The following is a 16,167-nucleotide window of genomic DNA, read 5'->3' as shown; positions in this document are numbered from 1 at the left end:
CTGATAGACCGGTTGCGGCTCCTCTTCCTATTCACAACCGCTCAAGGTGGGCGTCCGCGGCGGCTCAGGCGACGGCCTCGCCGTCGCGGCAGGCGGCCGTGCCCGCTGGCGCGTGCGCCCGGAAGAAGGCGGCCAGGCTCGCGAGGCCGGCGGCCCGCGGATCGCTCGCGCGCCAAACCAGCGCGATGGTCCGCCCGGGCCCGTCGACGTCGAAGGCGCGGGTGACCGTCAGGCCGCTAGGATCGGGGCTCGCCGGCACCGCCAGGGCCGGGAGCAGCGTGTATCCGGCGCCCGCCGCCACCATCGAGCGGAGCGTCTCCAGGCTGGTCGCGTGGCGGCCGACCGAGGAGCCGGCGCCGCAGGCGGCGATCGTCTGGTCGCGCAGGCAGTTGCCCTCGTCGAGGAGCAGCAGGTCCGGCCCCGCGATCTCGTTGGCGGAGAGCGCGCCGCCCCGGGCGAGGGTGTGCTCGGCCGGGCAGGCGAGCCAGAACGGCTCGACGAACAGCGGCGAGACCGCGAGCCCGTGCGACGGCAGCGGCAGCGAGACCAGGGCCGCGTCGATGCGGCCGTCGCGCAGACCCTCGACGATGTCGGCCGTGCGCGATTCGGACAGCGAGAGCATCAGCAGCGGGTACTGCTCGCGCAGGGGCCGCAGCACCAGCGGGAAGAAGTAGGGGCCGAGCGTCTGGATCGCCGCCAGCACGAGACGCCCGGTGAGCGGCGAGCCGCGCCCCTCGCTGGCCAGCGCCAGGAGCCGCTGCGCCTCCGCCAGGACGACCCGCGCCTGCCGGACGATGGCCTGGCCCGCCTCGGTGAGCAGGATCCGCCGGTTCGAGCGCTCGAAGAAAGTCAGGCCGAGCGCGGTTTCCAGCTTACGGACCTGCACGCTCAGCGTCGGCTGGCTGACGTTGCAGCGCTCGGCAGCCCGGCCGAAATGCCCCTCGTCGGCGACGGCGACGACGTATTCGAGATCGCGGAGCGAGAGGCCGGCCAGATTCATAGGCTGCGTCTATCAGAACCTTTGTGACGATGCATTTGCCTCGGGGTCACGCCCCGGTCATAACCCTTCACCAGAACGGTTCCAGGCTGACTCCGCTGTCCACCGAGAGCCTTCGCAGTACGGAGAGACGGTACGCATGAGCGATCAACGCCCGATCCTGACCACCCGCCAGGGCCATCCGGTCCGCGACAACCAGAGCACCCGCACGGTCGGTGAGCGGGGCCCGGCCACGCTCGAGAACTACCAGTTCATCGAGAAGATCACCCACTTCGACCGCGAGCGGATCCCGGAGCGCGTCGTCCACGCCCGCGGCGCCGGCGCCCACGGCTGGTTCGAGGCCTACGGCAAGATCGGCGATGAGCCGGCCTCCAAGTACACCCGCGCCCGCGTGCTGAACGAGACCGGCGTGAAGACGCCGATGTTCGTGCGCTTCTCGACGGTCGCCGGCGCCAAGGAGAGCCCGGAGACCGAGCGCGACCCGCGCGGGTTCGCGGTCAAGTTCAAGACCGTCGACGGCAATTGGGACCTCGTGGGCAACAACCTCAAGGTCTTCTTCATCCGCGACGCGATCAAGTTCCCCGACATGATCCACGCGTTCAAGCCGGACCCGGTGACGAACCGGCAGGAGGCGTGGCGCTTCTTCGACTTCGTGGCCCAGCACCCCGAGTCGATCCACATGGTGACGCACCTGAAGTCGCCCTGGGGCATCCCGGCCAATTACCGCGAGATGGAAGGCTCGGGCGTCAACACCTACAAGCTGGTCAACGACCAGGGTGAGGCGGTGCTCTGCAAGTTCCACTGGGAGCCGAAGCAGGGCGTGCGCAACCTGACCTCGCAGCAGGCCTCCGAGATCCAGGCCAAGGATGTCGGCCACGCGACCCGTGACCTGTACGACAACATCAAGGCCGGGAATTTCCCCGAGTGGGAATTCTGCGTCCAGATCATGCCGGACGGCCCGAACGACCACCTGTCGTTCGACCCGCTGGACGACACGAAGCTGTGGCCGGTCGACCAGTTCCCGCTGCTGCCGGTGGGCCGCATGGTGCTCGATCGCGTGCCGGACAACTTCTTCGCCGAGGTCGAGCAGTCCGCCTTCGGCACCGGCGTGCTGGTCGACGGCATCGACTTCTCGGACGACAAGATGCTGCAGGGGCGGACGCTGTCCTACTCGGACACGCAGCGCTACCGCGTCGGCGCCAACTACCTCCAGCTGCCAATCAACGCGCCGCAGCCCGGCGTGAAGGTCTACTCGAACCAGCGCGACGGTCAGATGGCCTACACGGTCGACGGCACCGGCCCGAACAAGCACATCAACTACGAGCCGTCGACGCTGGCCGAGGGCCTGCGCGAGGCGCCGAAGCCCGCCAAGGACTACCACCAGCCGGTGGAGGGCCGCCTCGGCCGCTACCAGACCTCGCGGACCGAGGACGACTACACCCAGGCCGGCGTCCGGTACCGCTCGTTCCAGGATTGGGAGCGCGACGACCTGATCGCCAACCTCGTGGCCGACATGAAGCAGTGCCCCGAGCCGATCCAGCTGCGGATGGTCTGGCACTTCTGGCATGCCGACGAGGATTACGGCCGCCGCGTCGCCGAGGGCGCCGGGATCGATCTGGAGAAGGCCAAGGCCCTGCCGCCGCTGCCGGGCCGCGCCGCGCCGGGCAAGCGCCTGCAGTCCGAGACCCTGACCGACGGCTCGCAGGCGCACCGGGTCGCCGCCGAGTAAGCCTCGCGCGCGCGCTCATCGACACAGCCCCGCGCGGTCACCCGGCCGCGCGGGGTTCTCGTTTGCGGAACGGACGGGGGCGAAGATGGCGAGTGTCGTGCACCGCGGGCCCGGCCCGAACGCCGTCATCGGCGGCATGCGGGTCTCCTATCTCGCGCGCAGCGACGAGACGGCCGACGGCCTCGGCATCTACCGCGTCGCGATGGATCCCCGGACGCCGGGCGCGGGACTGCATCGCCACGCCCGACTGACCGAGACCTTCTCGATCGAGGCGGGCCGGCTCGCGCTCCACGTCGACGGTGCCGACCACGACCTCGGACCCGGCGACTTCGCGCTGATCCCGCCCGGCGTCGCGCACGCCTTCGCCAATCGCGGCGACCGCCCGGTGCGCTTCACGCTGAGCTTCGCGCCGGCGCTCGGCCGCGAAGGCTTCTTCGAGGGTCTGGCCCGCCTCGCCGCGGAGGGACGGCTCGACGACGACGCCGCGATGACCGACCTGATGGCCCGCTACGATCAGGAACCGCTGGCCGGGTTCGCCGGCTGGAGTTCGGTCAGCGGCTGAGCGTCCGGATCCCGCGGCTCGGGTTCGGCCGCGCTGACCTTCCGGTCGCGTCCGGCGGCGAGCCCGATCAGGATCGCCGCGACGGTGATGCCGACGAACAGGGCGCCCGGCACGGCCCAGCCGCCGGTCGCCTCGTGGGCGAGACCGAAGACCAGCGGCCCCAGCGCGGCGCAGGTGTAGCCGATGCCCTGCGCCATGGCCGAGAGGCCGGCGGCGCTCGCCGCGTCCGCGGCGCGCAGCACGATCAGGGTCAGGCCCAGCCCGAAGCAGCCGCCGATTCCGAAGCCCAGCGCGCAGGCGGCGGGGATCCGCAGGGACTCCGCCCCGAAGGCGAGGACCACGAAGGCGGCGGCCGTCAGGCCGGGTATCACGACGATCCAGGCGCGCTGGTCGCGGGCGCGGGCCGCCAGCATGGCAACGAGCAGGGCGCCCGGCGCCTGCACCAGCGTCGCCAGCGAGGCGTAGAGCCCGGCATTCAGCGGCGTCAGCCCGCGGCCCTGCAGCAGCAGCGGCAGCCAGCCGAACAGGATGTAGGCGAGCGAGGATTGCAGGCCCATGAAGCCCGTCACCCACCACGCGAGCGGGTTGCGGAGCAGCCGCCCGGCCGAGGGCGCGGCGGTCGAGGCGGTCCGGCGGGCGAACGGGATCCACACGAAGGCCGCCACCAGCGCGGGCAGCGACCAGATCGCCAGGGCGGAGGGCCAGCCGCCCCCGAGGGCGTGCTCCACCGGCACCGAGGCCCCGGCGCCCGCGGCCGCGCCGAGGCACAGGGTCATCGTGTAGAGGCCCGTCATCAGGCCGCCGTTGCCGGCGAAATCGCGCTTCACCAGCGCCGGCAGCAGGACGTTGTCGAGCCCGATCCCGATGGCCGCGAGCGCCGTGCCGGCGAAGAGCGGCACGAGGCCGCCGAGACCGCGGAGCGTCAGGCCGGCGACGAGGATGGTCGAGCCGGCGAGCACGGCGAGGTCGGGCCCGATCCGGCGGATCAGCGGCGCGGCCAGCGCGCAGGCGATGCCGAGGCACAGGACCGGCAGCGTCGTGAGGATGGCGGCGCCGCCGGCGCCGAGCCCCGTGCCGTCCCGGATCGTCGCCAGGAGGGGGCCGACCGTGCTCAGCGCCGGGCGCAGGTTGAACGCGACCAGCATCAGCGCGAGGCCGAGCAGGAACCGGTTGGCGGTCGCCCGGTCCGCGCTCACGGCCGCCGCCGCGCGATCACGGCCCCGCCCAGGCAGGCGGCCAGCATCAGCGCGAAGGCGGCGTCGCCGAACTGACCGTAGAGCGTGCCGCCGACGATGCGGGCGGGCAGGTCGGCGTCGAGCCAGGTCTCGGTGTCGAGCGCGGTGCGGGCGACGACGCGGCCGTGCGGGTCGATCACCGCGGAGATCCCGGTATTGGCGTCGCGCACGAGCGGCAGACCCTCCTCGACGGCGCGCAGGCGCGCCTGGGCGAGGTGCTGGCGCGGCCCCGGCGTGTCGCCGAACCACGCGTCGTTGGTGACGTTCAGGATCAGCCCCGGCGGCTGCGGGGACGGCGCGGCGTGCCCGGCGGGCAGGATCGCGCCCGGGAAGATCGCCTCGTAGCAGATGGTCGCCGCGACCGGCGGCAGGCCCGGCACCGTCAGGATCCGCTGCCCGGCGAGCGTCCCGGCCGAGAACCCGCCGGGGATCGCCACGAACTGGCGCAGCCCCACGGTCCGCAGGGCGGCGTCGAGGGGCGCGGGGAGGTACTCCCCGAACGGGACGAGGTGGACCTTATCGTAGCTGTCGGAGATCCGGCCGTCCGGGCCGATCACCAGGACGGCGTTGTAGAAGCGCAGGCGCTCGCCCGGCAGCGGCTCCTCGGCGCGCGCCGCCCCGGTGATCAGGTGCTGCCCGGGCTTGAGGCCGGCCGCCACCTTGGCCAGGGCGTCGGGGTCGCGCTGGATCAGGAACGGGAAGGCCGATTCCGGCCAGACGATGTGGGTCGGTTCCGGCGCACCGGCCTCCGTCGGGCGCTGGCTCAGCTCGATGTAGCGGTCGACGATGTCGGCCCGGTTCTCGGGCCTGAACTTGGCGTCCTGGGGCAGGTTGGGCTGGACGAGCCGCAGCCGGACACCCGCGACCACCGGGTCGGGCGGACCGAGCCGCTCGGCCCCGTAGAGCGCCAGGCCGGCGAGCACGATCGCGGCGGCGACGCTCGGCCCGAACCGGGCGCGCGGATTCGCGCCGCTGGCGAGCGTCGCGGGCGCCGCGCAGACCAGCGCGGCCAGGATGCCCAGGCCGTAGAGCCCGATCGCCGCCGCCCCCTGCATCAGCCAGAGGTTCTGGGCCAGCGCCATCCCGAGGGTGTTCCAGGGGAATCCCGTGAACAGGTGGCCGCGCAGCCAGTCGGCCGCGCCGAGCCCGAAGGCCAGGGCGGCGATCCGCGCCGCGCCCCGCCCCCAGAGCAGGCCCGCGGCGCCGAAACCGGCGCCGTAGAACAGGCCGAGGACGAAGGGCAGGCCGATCACGCCCAGCGGCAGGGCCCAGAGGAACTCGTCGGCCTCGACCAGGAAGGCCTGGCCCAGCCACCAGAGACCGGCGGTGAGGTAGCCGAAGCCCCAGGCCCAGCCGATGAGGAAGCAGGGCGCGAATCTCCGGACCGTCGTCCGACCGGCCGCAGCCCCGTCCTGCAGCCAGACCGCGACCGTCAGGGAGACCGCGAGCGCCGGCAGGAGCCCGTAGGGCGGCATGGCCAGCGCGCCCAGGGCGCCGGCGAGCCACGCCAACCCGAGCCGGCGCCAGCCGGTCAGGCGCGCGATCGCCAGCACCGCGCCGGGGACGCGCGCCCGCTCCGGATCGGACATGGGACCCGGGATCGGCCCGCGCATCGGTGCGCCGGCCGCCGCGGGCGACCGGGCGAAACCGTCCACCAGACCCGTCACGCCGCGACCGTCACGGGTGCGGCGTCTCGGCGACCGGGGCGTTCGCGGGCGGCGGCAGGGCGAGCGGCACGACGTTGCCGATGCGCGCCGCGCCCTTGTGGAACCGGAGCCGCTTCAGGCGGCGCGGATCGGCGTCGAGCACCTCGAACTCGAGGTCCCCGGGGCCGGCGATCAGCTCGCCGCGCGACGGGACGCGGCCCGCCAGCGTCACGATCATGCCGCCCAGCGTGTCGATCTCCTCGGCCATCTCGCCGACGGCCGCGACGAGGTCGACGCCCGTCACTTCGGAGACCTCGGCCAGCGGCGTGCGCGCGTCGGCCACGAAGACCTCGCCCTCGCCCTCGACGCGCTGGACGTACTTGTCCTCGGCAACGTCGTGCTCGTCCTCGATGTCGCCGACCACGACCTCGATCAGATCCTCGATGGAGATCAGCCCGTCGGTGCCGCCGTACTCGTCGATGACCAGCGCCATGTGGGTGCGGGTCGCCTGCATCCGCACCAGCAGGTCGATCGCCGGCATGGAGGGCGGCACGAACAGGACCGGCCGCTGGATGCGCGCCGCCGCCAGCGTGGTCGTCAGGTCGACTTTGCCGAGGTCCAGGCCGCGCGGCAGGCGCGACGCCGGCCGGCGCGGGCGCGGCGCGGCCGGCGCGTCCGCCGCGCCGTCGGCCGCGACCTCGGCGGGCTTCGAGACGGCGGGCGCGCTGCGGCGGGCCGGCTCGGCCTTGGCGGCGATGTGGTCGACGAGGTCGCGGATGTGGACCATGCCGCGGGGATCGTCGAGGGTCTCGCCGTAGACCGGCAGCCGGGAATGGCCGGCCGTGCGGAACAGCTTGAGCAACTCGCCGAGGCTCGTGTCGTTCGAGACGGCGACGATGTCGGCCCGGGGGACCATCACGTCGTCGACGCGCACCTTGTGCAGGCCGAGGACGTTCTTGAGCATGACGCGCTCGAGTGGGGTGAGGCCGCTCTCGCCGGCGTCCGGCTCCGCCAGCGCCTCCTCAAGACCCTCGCGCAGCGAATCGCGCGGCTTGAGATGGAGCGCCTGGAGCAGGCGGTCGTACCAGGGCTCCCGGTGCTGGGACTCGCCCTCGGTGGAACTGGGCGCGGCCAGGGCCGCGCCGCGACTTCGATCGTTGCTCATGTCTCTCGGGTCTGGGGTCGCTCGGACGTCGCGCGCTCAGGCATAGGGATCCGGGATGCCGAGGGTCGCGAGTGCCGCGACCTCGAGGGCTTCCATGGCATCGGCCTCGGCCTCGCCGATCTCGTGGTCCTGACCGAGACAATGCAGGGTGCCATGGACGAGGAGGTGGGCGAGGTGATTCTGGAGCGGCTTCGACTGCTCCGCACTCTCGCGCACCAGGGTCTCGTACGCAAGGACCACGTCGCCGAGGGGCGCGGCGGTCCCGGCATGCCGCGGCTGCGGGGCGGCCGGGAAGGACAGGACGTTGGTGGGCTTGTCCTTGCCGCGCCAGGTCCTGTTGAGTTCCCGGACGGCGGCGTCGTCGGTCAGCAGGACGCTGACCTCGACGGGACCGTCCGGCCTCTCGGGGGCGACGGCGAGCCCGGCCTCGACGGCGCGGGTGACGAGGGCCTCGAGGTCCGGAACCGCCGTCTCCCAGCGCGCGTCCTCGACGGCGAGGTCGATCTCGTGGGGCATGGTCACGCCAGGGGCCGGCGGCGGGGATTCGGGTTGCGGTCGGCCTCCGCGCTGCCGTGGGCGGCGCGCTCGTAGGCGGTCACGATCCGGCGGACGAGGTCGTGGCGGACCACGTCGACGTCCTTGAACCGCACGTGCCCGATCCCCTCGACGTCCTCCAGCACGCTGACCGCTTCCACGAGGCCGGATTTCTGGCCCGGCGGCAGGTCGATCTGGCTCGGATCGCCGGTGATGATCATGCGCGAGCCCTCGCCCAGGCGGGTGAGGAACATCTTCATCTGCATGGAGGTGGTGTTCTGCGCCTCGTCGAGCAGCACCACCGCGTTGGTGAGGGTTCGGCCGCGCATGAAGGCGAGCGGCGCGATCTCGATCTGGCCGGTCTGGAGGCCGCGATCGACGTGGCGGGCCTCCATGAAGTCGTACAGGGCGTCGTAGATCGGGCGGAGGTAGGGATCGACCTTCTCGCGCATGTCGCCCGGCAGGAAGCCCAGGCGCTCGCCGGCCTCGACCGCGGGCCTGGACAGGATCAGCCGCTCGGCATGGCCCTGCTCCAGGAGCGACACGGCGTGGCCGACGGCGAGCCAGGTCTTGCCGGTCCCGGCCGGGCCCTCGGCGAAGACCAGCTCGTTGGTGCGCAGGAGCTTGATGTAGGCGTCCTGCGCCGGGTTGCGCGCCCGCACGGCCCCGCGCTTGCGGGTGGCGATCTGCTCGAAATGCGGCCTGTCGGCCTCGGCCGCGATGACCTCGGCCGGGAACAGGGTCGCCTGCGCGGTGGCCTCGCGGATGGCGCCGTCCACGTCGCCGAGGGTCAGCGTGCTGCCGCCGGTCCGCACCCGGGCGTAGAGCTTCTGGAACACCCGCCGCGCCGTCTCGGCGGCGTCGGCCGGTCCCTTGATGACGAGGTGGTTGCCGAGCGCGGTGGCGGTGACCTCCAGCCGGCGCTCGATATGGGCGACGTTCTGGTCGTACTGGCCGAAGACGAGGCTCGCGAGGCGGTTGTCGTCGAAGGTCAGCGGCACCTCGACCGCCTCGTCCGATCCGGCCGGCCGCGCCGCCGGGCCGCGCCCCTTGAGCGCGCCGCGCGCGCCCGCACCGTCCGACGCGCTCAAGCCGCCATCCTCGCCATCATCCCGACCGCTCCGCTCCTCACGCCGCCGCAGCCGCGGAGACGAGTTCCCCGAACAAGCTGTTGGACCCTGCCTCGGTGATCCGCACGGGCACGACCTGTCCGATATGGTGAGGCGCGGCGTCGAACTGGACGGCCAGCAGGTGCGGCGTCTTGCCCGCGACCTGACCGGGGTGCCGCCCGGGCTTCTCGACCAGAACGTCGAAGACCCGGCCGACGGCCGCCCGCTGATAGGCGTGGCGCTGGCCGTCGAGGAGCGCCTGCAGCTCGGCGAGCCGGGCCGCCATCACGGCCTCCGGCACCTGATCGGTGCGGTCGGCGGCCGGCGTGCCGGGGCGCGGGCTGTACTTGAACGAGAAGGCGCTCTCGAAGCCGACGTCGCGCACGAGCCGCAGGGTCTCGGCGAAGTCCGCGTCGGTCTCGCCGGGGAAGCCGACGATGAAGTCGGAGGACAGGGCGATGTCGGGCCGCGCCGCGCGGATCCGGTCCATCAGCCGGCGGTACTGGTCGCCGGTGTGCTTGCGGTTCATCGCGGCGAGGATCCGGTCGGAGCCCGACTGCACCGGGAGGTGCAGGTAGGGCATCAGGGCCGGCACCTCGGCGTGCGCCCGGATCAGGGCGTCGTCGAAGTCGTCCGGGTGGCTCGTCGTGTAGCGGATCCGCGCGATGCCGGGGATCTTCGCCACCGCGCGCACCAGGTCGGCGAGGCCCGCGGGCGCGCCGTCGGGGCCGTCGCCGTGATAGGCGTTGACGTTCTGGCCGATCAGCGTGATCTCGCGGACGCCCCCGTCGGCGAGCTTCTCGGCCTCGGCGAGCACCGCCGCCACGGAGCGCGAGACCTCCGCGCCCCGCGTGTAGGGCACCACGCAGAAGGCGCAGAACTTGTCGCAGCCCTCCTGAACGGTGAGGAAGGCCGACGAACCCAGCGTCCGCCGGCGGGGCAGGTGGTCGAACTTGTCCTCGACCGGGAACTCGGTGTCGACGACGCGGCGCTCGCGGGAGCGCGCCAGCAGGTCCGGCAGCCGGTGATAGCTCTGCGGGCCGACGACCACGTCGACGGCGGGCTGGCGCGCCTGGATCTCGGCGCCCTCGGCCTGGGCGACGCAGCCCGCGACCACGATGCGCGTGTCGAGGCCCTGCGCCTTCCGCTCACCCTTGAGCACGCGCAGGCGGCCGAGTTCGGAATAGACCTTCTCGGCGGCCTTCTCGCGGATGTGGCAGGTGTTGAGGACGACGACGTCCGCGTCCTCGACCGTGTCGGTCGCCGTGTAGCCCTCGGCGCCGAGGACGTCGGCCATGCGGGCCGCGTCGTAGGCGTTCATCTGGCAACCGTAGGATTTGACGAAAGCCTTCTTCAACGCGCGCCGTCCCGAACCGTCCGATGATCCTTGCACCCGCCCCGCGGGGCCCGGCACGCGGCCTGTAGCACGGATCGCGGGGGCCGTCGCGGCGCCCGAAACGCGACCGGCCGCCCGAGGGCGGCCGGTCAGAGGCTGTCGCGGTCGAACCGGCCTCAGTGGGCGGCCGGCGCCGCCGCGGGCAGGTCGATGACCATCTGCTGGAAGAACGGCACGTAGGCCTGCAGCATCACGAACAGCCCGACGAGGCAGGCCAGCGCGATCGAGTGCCAGAACACGAAGCGCAGGATCTTGCCTTCCTGGCCGAAATAGCCGGTGGCCGTGGAGGCGACGACGATCGACTGGGCGTCGACCATCTTGCCCATCACGCCGCCCGACGAGTTCGCCGCCGCCATCAGCACGCCCGAGAGGCCGAGCTGCTCGGAGGTGATCCGCTGCAGGCCGCCGAACAGGACGTTCGAGGCCGTGTCGGAACCTGTGAGCGCCACGCCGAGCCAGCCGAGCAGCGTCCCGAAGAACGGGTACAGGATGCCGGTGCCCGCGAAGGCCAGCCCGAGCGTGGCGTCGACGCCCGCGTAGCGGGTGAGGACGCCGAGCGCGAGCATCGCCGCGATGGTGATGAGCGAGTAGCGCAGGGCCCAGATGGTCTCGAAGTAGGCGGTGACGAGGCGCAGCGGCGAGAACCGCATGATCAGGCCGGAGATGATCGCCGCGATCAGCACGCCGGTGCCGGTGTACGACATGTAGGTGAACAGGAAGACCGCGCCCTCCGGCACCGGCTTGGCCACCACCGGCGGCACCTTCATGATCACGTTGTGCAGGCCCGGCACCTCGTATTTCCAGGTGAAGAGCGGGTTGACGATGCCCTTGAACCAGCCGGTCCCCCAGACGGCCACGACGATCGACAGGATGATCCACGGCACCCAGGCCATCAGGATCTCGCCCTGCGAGGCGGTGCGGGCGCCGGTATGGACCGGGGGCGTGCCGGGCACGCCGGCGCCGAGCGCCACGGGCCGCGGACCGGCGACGGCGAGCGACGGATCGTGGCCGCGCAGGGCCGGCGACGACCAGATCTCCTTGGGCTGCCAGACCTTCAGGAACAGCACCAGCGCGAGCATCGAGGCGAGCGAGGCGCCGATATCGACGATCCACGGGTTGACGTAGTTCGAGATCAGGAACTGCGCGACCGCGAAGGAGGCGCCGCAGACCAGGATCGGCGGCCACACCCGGATCATGCCGCGGAAGCCCGCGAACACCCAGATCAGCCAGAACGGCACGATCAGCGAGAACAGCGGCAGCTGCCGGCCGATCATCGCGCCGAGGATCTCGGGCGGGTAGCCGGTGACCGAGGCGAGGCCCTGGATCGGCGCGCCGAGCGCCCCGAAGGCCACCGGCGCGGTGTTGGCGATCAGCGACAGGCCGGACGCGGCGAGCGGCGAGAAGCCGAGGCCGATCAGGATCGCGCCCGTGACGGCGACCGGCGTGCCGAAGCCGCCCGCGCCCTCGAAGAAGGCGCCGAACGCGAAGGCCACCAGGAGCAGCTGGAGGCGTCGGTCCGCGGTGATGCCCGCCACCGACTGTTGCAGGATCGCGAACCAGCCCTTCTCCACCGTGAGCCGGTAGAGGAAGATGACGTTGAGGATGATCCAGCCGATCGGGAAGAAGCCCGTGACCATCCCGAGGATGGCGGCGCGGGTGGCGAGATCGGTCGGCATGCCGAAGCCGACGATGGCCACCAGCATGGCGAGGCCGAGGGCGATGACCGCCGCGATATGGGCCTTCACGCGCCCGCTGGCGATCATGGCGAGCAGTGCGATGACCGGCACTGAAGCGGCGAGCGTCGAGAGCCACGGGCTCCCGAACGGGTCGTAAACCTGGTTCCAGGTTTGCACCGGGCGTCCTCCAATAATTTCCGTCTGTTCCGGATTGCGGCCTAGCTAGCAGACGTGTTCCGGCCGCTCAATGCGTTGAATCATGTATTCTGACGGTGATTCCACCGGCTTACTCTCGCGCGGATCGGCGGATCCGCCCGGTCGAACAGCGACGAGCTGGTCTCGAAAGAATCAGACCCGTCCGGACCAGGCGTAAAATCTGGATCTGAGACAGGATTCCGTTCGCGTCCAGGAGCTTAGGCGTGGAAAAGCAGGCCGCGCGCGCCTCCCACGGTGCCGGGGTCGCGGGCGCGCCGGCTCCGGATCCCGACGCGGGAGCAGCGTCCGGCGCAGCGCCGAGGGTTCAGACCGGCGCGATCTCCGGCCCCTGGAGACCGATCCCCGGGGCGGCCGGCCGCGTGTCGGGTGCCGGGGCGGTGCCGGCGCCCGTGCCGGCGCCCCGCAGGGCCGCGCGCACCTCGGCTTCGGCGGCCGCGGTGGCGACCTTCCGGTCGGTGGTCGCCTCGAAGGGGATCGGCGCGCCCCAGACCACGTGCACGTCGATGGGGCCGCCCTGCACGAAGGTCGCGAGGTGCGGCACCAGCTCCATGTCGCCGTACCACGCGATCTCCGCGCGCTCGGCGCGCGTGACCGGCAGGCCGTTGCGCCGTGGATAGGCGATGGCGAGCGGCTGGAGGCGCACCCGTCCGCGCCCGGCCTCGGCCTGCAGCGCCGCGCGGGCGGCGCCGACGAGGGAGGAGCGGAACGGCAGGAGCCGGGTCCCGTCGCCGGTGGTCCCCTCCGCGAACAGGACGACCAGCTCCCCCTCGGCCAGGCGGTGGCCCATGGCGGTGCTGACGCTCGCGGTCGCGCCGCGGCGCTGCCGGTCGATGTAGATCGTCCGCTGGAGCCCCGCGAGGACGCCGATCAGCGGCCAGCCGGCGATCTCGGACTTCGCCACGAAGGAGAGCGGCCGCAGCGAGCCCACCGCGATGATGTCGAGCCACGAGACGTGGTTGGCGAGCACCAGAGCCGCCTCGCCGGGGGCCGGGGGCGTCCCGCTCTGCGTGACCCGCACCCCGAACAGCCACAGGAAGACGCGGTGGAACAGGATCGGCGCCAGGGTCGCGCGGCGGCCGAGGAGGCGCAGGGCGATCCAGTGGGGCGGTCCCAGCACAGCGAAGGCGAGGGCGAGGGCCGCGACGCGCCAGGCGATGCCGAGGCGGCTCACGGCGTCACAGGTCGGCGCTCATCGTCAGCGCGGTCGCCCGGCTGCCGTCGGCCTTGAGATAGTAGCCGGTGCGCGAACCGACCTGCCGGAAGCCGTGCCGGGCGTAGAGCCGCAGCGCGGGAGCGTTGCCCTCGTCGACCTCCAGATGCACCCGGGCGACGCCGTCGAGGGCGAGGCTCGCCAGGTGCTCGCGGAGCAGCTTGCGGCTGTGGCCGCCGCCGCGCAGAGCCGGGGACAGCACGACCGTCAGGATCTCGGCCTCGTCGGCGGCCCGGCGCGAGAGCACGAAGCCCTGGAGGACGCCCGCGCGCCAGAGGGCGTGCGCGTGGGTCGAGCGCTCGCAGAGCATCCGCTCGAACTCGTGCGCGTCCCAGGGCCGCGCGAAGGCGGTCGCGTGGAGGCGGGCGAGGGCAGGGGCCTGCGCGGCGTCGCGGAGCGGCGCGACGTAGGGCTCCGGGGTCAGCGCGTCCCACCACGCGAACCACCAGTCGAAGGGCCAGAAGGGCAGCGGGCGCGTCATCGCCGTGCGATCCGCGCGTGGTCCTGCGGCCGGGCATCCGGCCCCCGCAGGTAGAGGGGCCGCGCCAGGGCCTGCGCCGGGTCGGCGACGAGGCCGAGGGAGGCCACCGCCGCGATATCGGGACCGCCGACATGGGCGACGCGCGCCGCGACGCCGCGTGCGGCGAGCGCGGCGGCCAGCATCGGCGCGCCGGAGCCGGTCAGCACCACCGGGCCGTCGCCCAGCTGCTCGGCCGCCGCCTCGACGGCGAGATGCGCGGGCGCGAGGCCATCGCCCGGCCCGAGGGCCTGCACGTAGACGGCGCCGTGGCGGGCGTCGATCACCGCGGCGATCGTGCCCGCGACGGTGTCGGCCAGGAGCGGCGCGAGGAGCGCTGAGAGGGTGCCGACGCCGACGACGGGCTTGCCGGTCGAGAGGCCGATGGCGCGGGCCGCCGACAGGCCGACCCGCAGCCCGGTGTAGCTGCCGGGTCCGACCGTCACGGCGACCCGGTCGATCGCCTCAAATCCGCCCTCGACCCGGGCGATCACCCGCTCGATCAGCGGCAGCAGGGATTCCGCGTGGCCGCGCGCCATGGGCAGCGACTCGGCGGCGAGGGGCGCCTCGGACTCCTCCGCCATGACGCAGGCGGCGCAGGTGTCCAGCGCTGTGTCGATGGCCAGGATACGCACGCTCACTCCCACAGGCCGGTCCGCGCCGACGGTTGCCTCCCTGCGCCGCGACGGGCGCGAAGAGCCTCCAGCGTTAGAGCAAAACCGCCGCCTCGTCAGCGGCGGGGCGCCCGCACCGGGCGGATCACCGGTGGAGTGTTGCCGGCTTGCGCCGGTGCGCGCCCGCGGCCTCGGACGGGTCCGGCGCACCGGCCCCCGGCTCCGCCGCGAAGGCGGGAGCCGGGGGGCAGCCGAGTGCCGTTCCGGCCCTCCGGCGTGCCGCCCGCACCGCGGCGCGGGCGCAAATCCTCAGATCGCCTGGACCTCGCGGATCTCCGGCAGGAAGTGCCGGAACAGGTTCTGCACGCCATGCCGCAGGGTCGCCGTGGAGGACGGGCAGCCCGAGCAGGCCCCCTTCATCTCCAGATAGACCACGCCCTCCTTGTAGCCGCGGAAGGTGATGTCGCCGCCATCGCCCGCCACCGCCGGGCGCACCCGGGTCTCGAGCAGGTCCTTGATGGTCACGACGGTGTCGTGGTCCGCCTCGTCGTAGAACTCGTCGCCCGGCTCGATCTCGCCGTGGCCGCCCTCGGCCATCACGGGCGCGCCGGACTGGAAGTGCTCCATGATCGCGCCGAGCACCGCCGGCTTGACCTGCGCCCAGTCCGAGCCGTCCTCGGCCTTGGTCACCGAGATGAAATCGTGGCCGAAATAGACGCCCGCCACGCCCGGGACGGTGAACAGCGCCGCGGCCAGGGGCGAGCGGGCGGCGGCCTCGGCGTCCCGCGCCTCGAAGGTCGATTCCGCCAGCACGACGCGGCCGGGCAGGAACTTCAGGGTGGCCGGGTTCGGCGTGGCTTCGGTCTGGATGAACATGGTGGCGATACTCCGCTGCGCCGGTTCAAGGCCGGCCGGGACAGGCGCCGCGAGGCGCCGCCTCCCATGTGGACCGGCGATCGGATTTTCTCAACCTGTCGTCCGGTCCCGCCGGCGCGCGAGAGTGGACATTCGGCCGACGGCGCGACAGGACGAACGCCGTCGAACGCCAGAGGAGCCGGCAGTGGACATGACCGCGGACCAGACCCTCGCGCAGGACTTGCTGAAGGATCTGCGCGAGGCCCAAGCCAAGCTGGACGCGGCGCGCGCGGAAGCGGCCTCGCTCAAGGTGCTGCTCGCGCTGCGCACGCATCAGCACGACCAGGCCTGGCAGGAGGGGCAGCGCTTCGCCGCGGCGCTCGCGGAGGCGCAGACCCGCGCGGAGGCGGCCGCGACCGCGCGGGCCGAGACGCAGGTGGACGCGCAGGCGAACGCGGCCGCGTCCGAAGCCGCTGCGATGGCCGACGAGCGCACCGAGGCGGTCCGGATCGTCCTGGGCGCGGTCCTCGCCAGCATCGGGCACCGGGCCCTCGACCGGCGGCGCTTCCAGGACCTGATCGCCCGGGCCGGCCGCGAGGCGCCGGATCAGGGTCCGGGCGCGGCCCGGCACGCCGTGCTGCTGACCGAGGCGCGGCGGGTGCTGGGGATCGCCCAGTAGGGCGGCCCGAAGCGCGCGCGCACCGCG

General features: G+C 72.9%; 15 protein-coding genes. 3 read left to right on the top strand and 12 right to left on the bottom strand.

Annotated features, from left to right (window positions below; all coding sequences use genetic code 11):
• Positions 1-64 precede the first annotated feature (64 nt).
• Complete coding sequence (locus BM419_RS04115; protein ID WP_020093474.1) at positions 65-1,000, bottom strand: LysR substrate-binding domain-containing protein; 936 nt, start codon at positions 998-1,000, stop codon at positions 65-67.
• Between the two features lie 136 nt (positions 1,001-1,136).
• Here BM419_RS04115 and BM419_RS04110 point away from each other — a divergent pair, with 136 nt between their 5' ends.
• Entirely contained in the window at positions 1,137-2,726 is a 1,590-nt protein-coding gene (locus tag BM419_RS04110) for a catalase (protein ID WP_020093473.1), read from the top strand.
• An 85-nt stretch (positions 2,727-2,811) separates the two neighbouring features.
• Positions 2,812-3,288, top strand: a complete 477-nt coding sequence (locus tag BM419_RS04105; protein WP_020093472.1) for a cupin domain-containing protein — start codon at positions 2,812-2,814, stop codon at positions 3,286-3,288.
• On the opposite strand, the gene BM419_RS04100 is transcribed toward BM419_RS04105, so the two are convergent.
• From BM419_RS04100 to BM419_RS04050, 11 genes are all read right to left on the bottom strand, one after another.
• Positions 3,240-4,484 carry an MFS transporter gene (locus BM419_RS04100; protein WP_020093471.1) on the bottom strand — a complete coding sequence of 415 codons (1,245 nt, stop codon included), beginning with the start codon at positions 4,482-4,484 and terminating at the stop codon, positions 3,240-3,242. The genes BM419_RS04105 and BM419_RS04100 overlap by 49 nt on opposite strands.
• Positions 4,481-6,112 (bottom strand): apolipoprotein N-acyltransferase, encoded by a 1,632-nt coding sequence (gene lnt, locus BM419_RS04095; RefSeq protein ID WP_106735920.1) that lies wholly within the window; start codon positions 6,110-6,112, stop codon positions 4,481-4,483. The genes BM419_RS04100 and lnt overlap by 4 nt, the downstream gene beginning before the upstream one ends.
• 88 nt (positions 6,113-6,200) lie before the next feature.
• On the bottom strand, positions 6,201-7,334 hold the full coding sequence (locus BM419_RS04090; protein ID WP_020093469.1) for a hemolysin family protein: 1,134 nt from the start codon (positions 7,332-7,334) through the stop codon (positions 6,201-6,203).
• Positions 7,335-7,370: 36 nt separating this feature from the next.
• The gene (ybeY, locus tag BM419_RS04085; RefSeq protein WP_026604977.1) at positions 7,371-7,850 is read right to left on the bottom strand and encodes an rRNA maturation RNase YbeY; all 480 of its coding nucleotides are present in this window, start codon (positions 7,848-7,850) and stop codon (positions 7,371-7,373) included.
• Positions 7,851-7,852: 2 nt separating this feature from the next.
• A complete protein-coding gene (locus BM419_RS04080; RefSeq protein WP_244435166.1) occupies positions 7,853-8,869 on the bottom strand; it encodes a PhoH family protein in 1,017 nt (338 codons plus the stop codon).
• A gap of 127 nt (positions 8,870-8,996) precedes the next feature.
• Positions 8,997-10,334 (bottom strand): tRNA (N6-isopentenyl adenosine(37)-C2)-methylthiotransferase MiaB, encoded by a 1,338-nt coding sequence (miaB, locus tag BM419_RS04075; RefSeq protein ID WP_091924989.1) that lies wholly within the window; start codon positions 10,332-10,334, stop codon positions 8,997-8,999.
• A gap of 155 nt (positions 10,335-10,489) precedes the next feature.
• Entirely contained in the window at positions 10,490-12,226 is a 1,737-nt protein-coding gene (locus BM419_RS04070) for an L-lactate permease (RefSeq protein ID WP_026604976.1), read from the bottom strand.
• A gap of 343 nt (positions 12,227-12,569) precedes the next feature.
• A complete protein-coding gene (locus BM419_RS04065) occupies positions 12,570-13,436 on the bottom strand; it encodes a lysophospholipid acyltransferase family protein (RefSeq protein ID WP_020093464.1) in 867 nt (288 codons plus the stop codon).
• 4 nt (positions 13,437-13,440) lie between these two features.
• Entirely contained in the window at positions 13,441-13,956 is a 516-nt protein-coding gene (locus BM419_RS04060; protein WP_012317649.1) for a GNAT family N-acetyltransferase, read from the bottom strand.
• Positions 13,953-14,627 (bottom strand): tRNA (adenosine(37)-N6)-threonylcarbamoyltransferase complex dimerization subunit type 1 TsaB, encoded by a 675-nt coding sequence (tsaB, locus tag BM419_RS04055; RefSeq protein WP_026604975.1) that lies wholly within the window; start codon positions 14,625-14,627, stop codon positions 13,953-13,955. Before tsaB ends, BM419_RS04060 begins: the two co-directional genes overlap by 4 nt.
• A 288-nt stretch (positions 14,628-14,915) precedes the next feature.
• A complete protein-coding gene (locus BM419_RS04050; RefSeq protein WP_020093462.1) occupies positions 14,916-15,482 on the bottom strand; it encodes a NifU family protein in 567 nt (188 codons plus the stop codon).
• A gap of 190 nt (positions 15,483-15,672) precedes the next feature.
• On the opposite strand from BM419_RS04050, the gene BM419_RS04045 reads away from it, so the two are divergent.
• Positions 15,673-16,140, top strand: a complete 468-nt coding sequence (locus tag BM419_RS04045) for a hypothetical protein (RefSeq protein ID WP_042675064.1) — start codon at positions 15,673-15,675, stop codon at positions 16,138-16,140.
• Positions 16,141-16,167 lie beyond the last annotated feature (27 nt).

This window comes from Methylobacterium sp. yr668, assembly GCF_900116245.1.
Lineage (GTDB): Bacteria > Pseudomonadota > Alphaproteobacteria > Rhizobiales > Beijerinckiaceae > Methylobacterium.
This window is presented reverse-complemented; position numbering and strand designations above follow the sequence as displayed.